Here is a 4,637-nt window from a genome sequence, read left to right on the forward strand (position 1 = left end):
CAGCTGGCGGCCCGGCAGGCAGGCGCGGTGCGGGCCGTCGACGAGACCGGCTCCCCCGACGCAGGGGAACGCACGGCACCCGCCGGTCCGGACCGCATGCCGTCCATCTGGTCGGCCGGGCAGGTCGCCGCGGCCCTCTCCGCCCTGGCCCTGGTGACCGCGCTGGGGGCCTCCCTCGGCCCGGCCACCGCCCCCTCCCCCTCCGGTCAGGCAGCGGTGGCCCCCACCGGGCACACCACCCGGGTGGAGGTGCGCGCCGCCGACATGCGCTTCGACCCCGGAACCGTCACCGTGCCCGCCGGCGACCGCGTCGTCCTCGACGTGGTGAACGCCGACACCCAGGTGCACGACCTCGCCATCGCCGGGCAGCAGACCCCGCGCCTGGGCCCCGGGGAGCGCGCCACGCTGGACCTCGGCGTCGTCGGCGCCGACACCCAGGGGTGGTGCACCATCGTGGGCCACCGGCAGGCCGGCATGGTGCTCGACCTCGTCGTCGAGGGCGGCGCTGGCGAGGCCGCGGACACGGCCGACGGGCAGGCCGGGCACGACCCCGGGGAGCACACCGGCCACGGCACGGACTCCCCGGCCTCCACCACTCCCCTGCGCGCCGACCCGGACGCCACCGTGGAGCACCCGGTGGACCCGCGCCTGCCCGCCCGGGGACGCGGCACCGAGCACCACGTGACCCTGCGCGCCAGCGAGCTGGAGCTCGAGGTGGCCCCCGGCGTCACGCAGCACCGGTGGACCTTCAACGACCGCGCCCCCGGACCCACCCTCCACGGCCGGGTCGGGGACACCTTCGTGGTCACGCTCGTCAACGACGGCTCGATGGGGCACTCCATCGACTTCCACGCCGGCGCCCTGGCCCCGGACCGCCCGATGCGCACCATCCAACCCGGCGAGCGCCTCACCTACCGCTTCACCGCCGAGCGCTCGGGCATCTGGATGTACCACTACTCCACGGCGCCGATGAGCTCGCACATCGCCGCCGGCATGCACGGGGCGGTGGTCGTCGAGCCGCGCGAGGGCCTGCCGGAGGTGGACCGCGAGTACGTGCTCGTGCAGTCCGAGGCCTACCCCGCCTCGGACGGCGGGCCGGTGGACCCCGAGGCGATCGCCGCCGGGGAGGCGCCGTTCGTCACCTTCAACGGCATCGCCGACCAGTACCTGCAGCACCCGCTGACCGCCCGGGTCGGTGAGCGCGTGCGCCTGTGGGTGCTCGATGCGGGGCCCAACCGAGCGAGCTCCTTCCACGTGGTGGGCGGGCAGTTCGACACCGTCTGGTCCGAGGGCGCCTACCGAGTGGGCCCACGGGCCCGCGGGACCGGCGCCCAGGTGATGGCCCTGCAGCCGGCCGAGGGCGGCTTCGTGGAGCTCACCTTCCCCGAGGCGGGCCACTACCCGCTGGTCAGCCACGTCATGTCCGATGCCGAGCGCGGTGCCCGCGGCGTGGTGGAGGTCACCGGGGCCGCCCGTTGAGCCCGCTCGGCGTAGCCCGTCGCCCCGCCCCGGCACCGTAGGCTCGGGTCCCATGTGTGGACGCTACGCAGCCAGCGCCTCCCCGGACGCCCTGGTGGAGGAGTTCGAGGTCGAGCGCGACGCGACCGACGAGCCCGGCGCGCCGGTGATGAAGCGTCCCCAGGAGCCGGCCCCCGGCACCCCGGACTTCAACGTGGCGCCCACCAAGCAGGTGCCGGTGGTCCTCACCCGCACGCCCCGAGGCGAGGAGGACGCCCCCGCCGAGCGCCAGCTGCGCCTGCTCTCCTGGGGTCTCGTGCCGCCGTGGGCCAAGGACCTGACCATGGGCAACCGCATGATCAACGCCCGCAGCGAGACGCTGTTCGAGAAGCGCACCTTCGCGGGCCCGGCGCGCACGCGGCGCTGCCTGGTGCCTGCGGACGGCTGGTACGAGTGGCAGGCCTCCCCCGTGGCCCGCACGACCGCGGGCAAGCCCCGCAAGCAACCGTTCTTCATGTCCCGCGTGGACGAGGCGCCGCTGGCCTTCGCCGGGCTGTACGAGTTCCACCGGCTGGGCACCGGGGGCCAGGCTCACGACTGGGTGGTGAGCTTCACCATCCTCACCCGTGACGCCGAGCCGGGGCTGGACCGCATCCACGACCGGCAGCCGGTGGTGGTGGAGCCCGAGGACTGGGCCGCCTGGCTCGACCCGGCCGCCACCGAGGACGACCACATCCTGGAGCTGCTCTCCCACCAGCCGGAGGGCCGTTTCCAGGCATGGCCGGTGGGCAGCGGCGTGAGCCGGGTGGCCACCAACGGCCCCGAGCTCGTGCGCCCGGTGCCCACCGAGCAGCTCGTGGGCGTGGTGGACCCCGTCACCGGCGAGGTGGTCGGTGGCTGAGCCCGTGACCCCCGAGCACCCCACCGCCCACGAGCCGCGCCCGACGGGCGTGGCGGCCTTCCTGCACCTGCGCGACGGCCTCTGGCGGCTCATCCCCTCGGGCCTGCGCCGCCACGTGCCGCCCACGGCGGTCGGGTTCGCGATGCTGAACCTCTGCACCTTCGCTCTGGACCTCGCGCTGCTGTGGCTGCTGCACAAGCCGGTGGGCCTGCCCTACCCGGTGGCCACCACCATCGCGTACGTGACCGCCCTGGCCACGGCCTTCGTGGTGAACCGGCACTTCAACTTCGAGAGCGAGGGGCACGCCGGCCGCCAGTCGCTGCGCTACGTGCTCGTGGTGTCGGTCAACTACCTGGCCTTCATCCTCGGCGTGAACACGGGGCTGACCACGCTGGGTGTGCCGTTCGCCGTCGCCCGGATGGCCGCCGGCCTGTGCGAGGCGGTCTACATGTACCTGGCCATGCGGTTCGTGGTCTTCCGCCACGGCAACCCGGCCGACGAGTCGTCGGACGGGGCCCGGTGGCCCGCGGACCGCCGCGGCGCCTGACCGGTCCGCAGGTACCCTCGACCCCCGGACAGGTCCGCCGGTCCCCGCCCGCGCCGTGAGCCGTGGGCCGCCCCTCGACCCCGCACGGAGGACGCATGCACCCCCTCGCCCGCCCCGCCGTCGCCGGCATCGTGCTGGCCCTGCTGCAGGGCCCGTCCGCGGGGGCCGCCTCCTCCCCGGCCGCCGAGCGCGAGCCCGAGCCCCTGCAGACCAAGGGCACGGCGGTCCAGGGCGGTGGGGACCTGTTCACGGCCCCGCTGCTGAGCGCCGGCACCTTCACCGACTCCGCCCCGGCCGACGGCGACACGTCCTTCTACCGGGTCCGTCGCAGCACCCAGGACGGCATCCTGCGCGTGGGCACCACCACCTACGAGGCCGAGGGCCTGGAGGTCCGCGTGCTGGACGCCCTCGGCCAGGAGTGCGGGACGGACACCGGCTGGACGCTCGGTCTCGTGGTGGGCAACGCCGGCGACGACGAGGACCCGGTCTGCGAGAACTCCGACCAGGTGGTCGTGGCGGTCACCAACACCACCAAGGAGCCCCAGGAGCGGCCGTTCGAGCTGCACGTGGCCGAGGAGCCGGCGGTGCCCACCACCGCCGGCCTGCCGAAGCCCCAGGAGTCGGTCGACTGGACGGACATGAAGGCCAGCGCCGAGGTGCAGGACACCCAGGGAGGCCTCTCCCTGGCCGAGGCCCCCGAGGTGTCGCCGGAGCACTCCGTGCGCGGGTCCGTGGTGGCCGGCGAGGCGCGCCTCTACAAGGTCCCCGCCGAGTGGGGCCAGCGGGTGCAGGCCCGCGTGTCGGTGAACGCGGAGTCCGAGGGCCTCGAGTCCGGCGCCGTCACCGTGACCCTGGTGGGTGCCGACCGACGCGAGTTGGACACCGTGGCCAGCGGCGCCAAGGACGCCCGGGCAAGCTTCTGGGACCACGACGAGGCGGTGGCCGAGACGGCCTCGCTGCCGGTGGCGTGGAACAACCGCGACGGGCAGGGGCCGACCCTCCCCGGTGACCAGTACGTGGTGGTGACGGCCGACGAGTCCGGTGAGGAGTACCGCGAGGTGCCGTTCACCCTCACCGTGGCGGTACTCGGCGATGCCGTCGACGCCCCCCGCTACGCCGAGGGCAGCGCTCCCTCCGAGGAGCGTGACCGCGTCATCGAGCCCGGGGCCGGACGCGGTGAGGGTGACCAAGGCAGCGCGGCGCCGACCGGCGGGGAGGACTCCGGCGGCAGCACGTCCTCCGCGGCGACCGGCGGCGACGAGCGGGCGGCCTCGGCTGGCTCCTCCGACGGCGGCCCGTCGAAGCCGGTCCTGTGGGGTGGAGGCGCCCTCGGTGGCCTGATGCTCCTGGCCGGCGCCCTGGCCCTGGTGGCCAACCGCGCCCGCGGCTGAGGGGCACTCAGCCCAGCGCGGCCACGAGCACCACGAGCAGCACCAGCAGGCCGGCGAGCACCAGGGCCCAGGCGACCGCCGGCGGCACCACCGGGGAGGACGGGGTCTCCTCGTGGTTCCAGACCCGGGTGGCGGTCGGCTCCGCCGGTGCCGCCCGACCCACCACGCGGCGCGGCCCCGGGGCGTCGGGCGTCTGGGTCCCACCGACAGGGGCCTTCGCGAGCGGACCGCGCGACGGCTCCTGCCCCGTGGCGAACCGGTCCACCGGCCCGGTCTGGGGCACGTCGTACATGGTGGTGCGGGCCGCTCCGGCCGGCGGCAGGCCCGTCGCGTGCTGTGG

The 4,637-nt window shown here is 75.4% G+C and carries 4 protein-coding genes and 1 pseudogene; 4 read left to right on the plus strand and 1 reads right to left on the minus strand.

The annotated features are described in order from the left end of the window. The 4 genes from HMPREF3099_RS05970 to HMPREF3099_RS05985 form a co-directional block, all read left to right on the plus strand. A partial coding sequence (locus HMPREF3099_RS05970; RefSeq protein WP_168168455.1) for a multicopper oxidase domain-containing protein occupies positions 1-1,479 on the plus strand: 1,479 nt, incomplete at its 5' end. A gap of 52 nt (positions 1,480-1,531) precedes the next feature. After that, positions 1,532-2,359 (plus strand): SOS response-associated peptidase, encoded by an 828-nt coding sequence (locus HMPREF3099_RS05975; protein WP_070705153.1) that lies wholly within the window; start codon positions 1,532-1,534, stop codon positions 2,357-2,359. Continuing rightward, positions 2,352-2,906, plus strand: coding sequence for a GtrA family protein (locus tag HMPREF3099_RS05980; RefSeq protein ID WP_083323543.1), 555 nt, complete (start codon positions 2,352-2,354; stop codon positions 2,904-2,906). The genes HMPREF3099_RS05975 and HMPREF3099_RS05980 overlap by 8 nt, the downstream gene beginning before the upstream one ends. A 95-nt stretch (positions 2,907-3,001) precedes the next feature. Next, entirely contained in the window at positions 3,002-4,297 is a 1,296-nt protein-coding gene (locus tag HMPREF3099_RS05985) for a hypothetical protein (RefSeq protein WP_070705154.1), read from the plus strand. A 7-nt stretch (positions 4,298-4,304) separates the two neighbouring features. On the opposite strand, the pseudogene HMPREF3099_RS05990 reads toward HMPREF3099_RS05985, so the two are convergent. Beyond that, positions 4,305-4,637, minus strand: a pseudogene (locus HMPREF3099_RS05990) (hypothetical protein); the annotation flags it as partial.

This window comes from Kytococcus sp. HMSC28H12 (assembly GCF_001816045.1).
GTDB classification, from domain to species: domain Bacteria; phylum Actinomycetota; class Actinomycetes; order Actinomycetales; family Dermatophilaceae; genus Kytococcus; species Kytococcus schroeteri.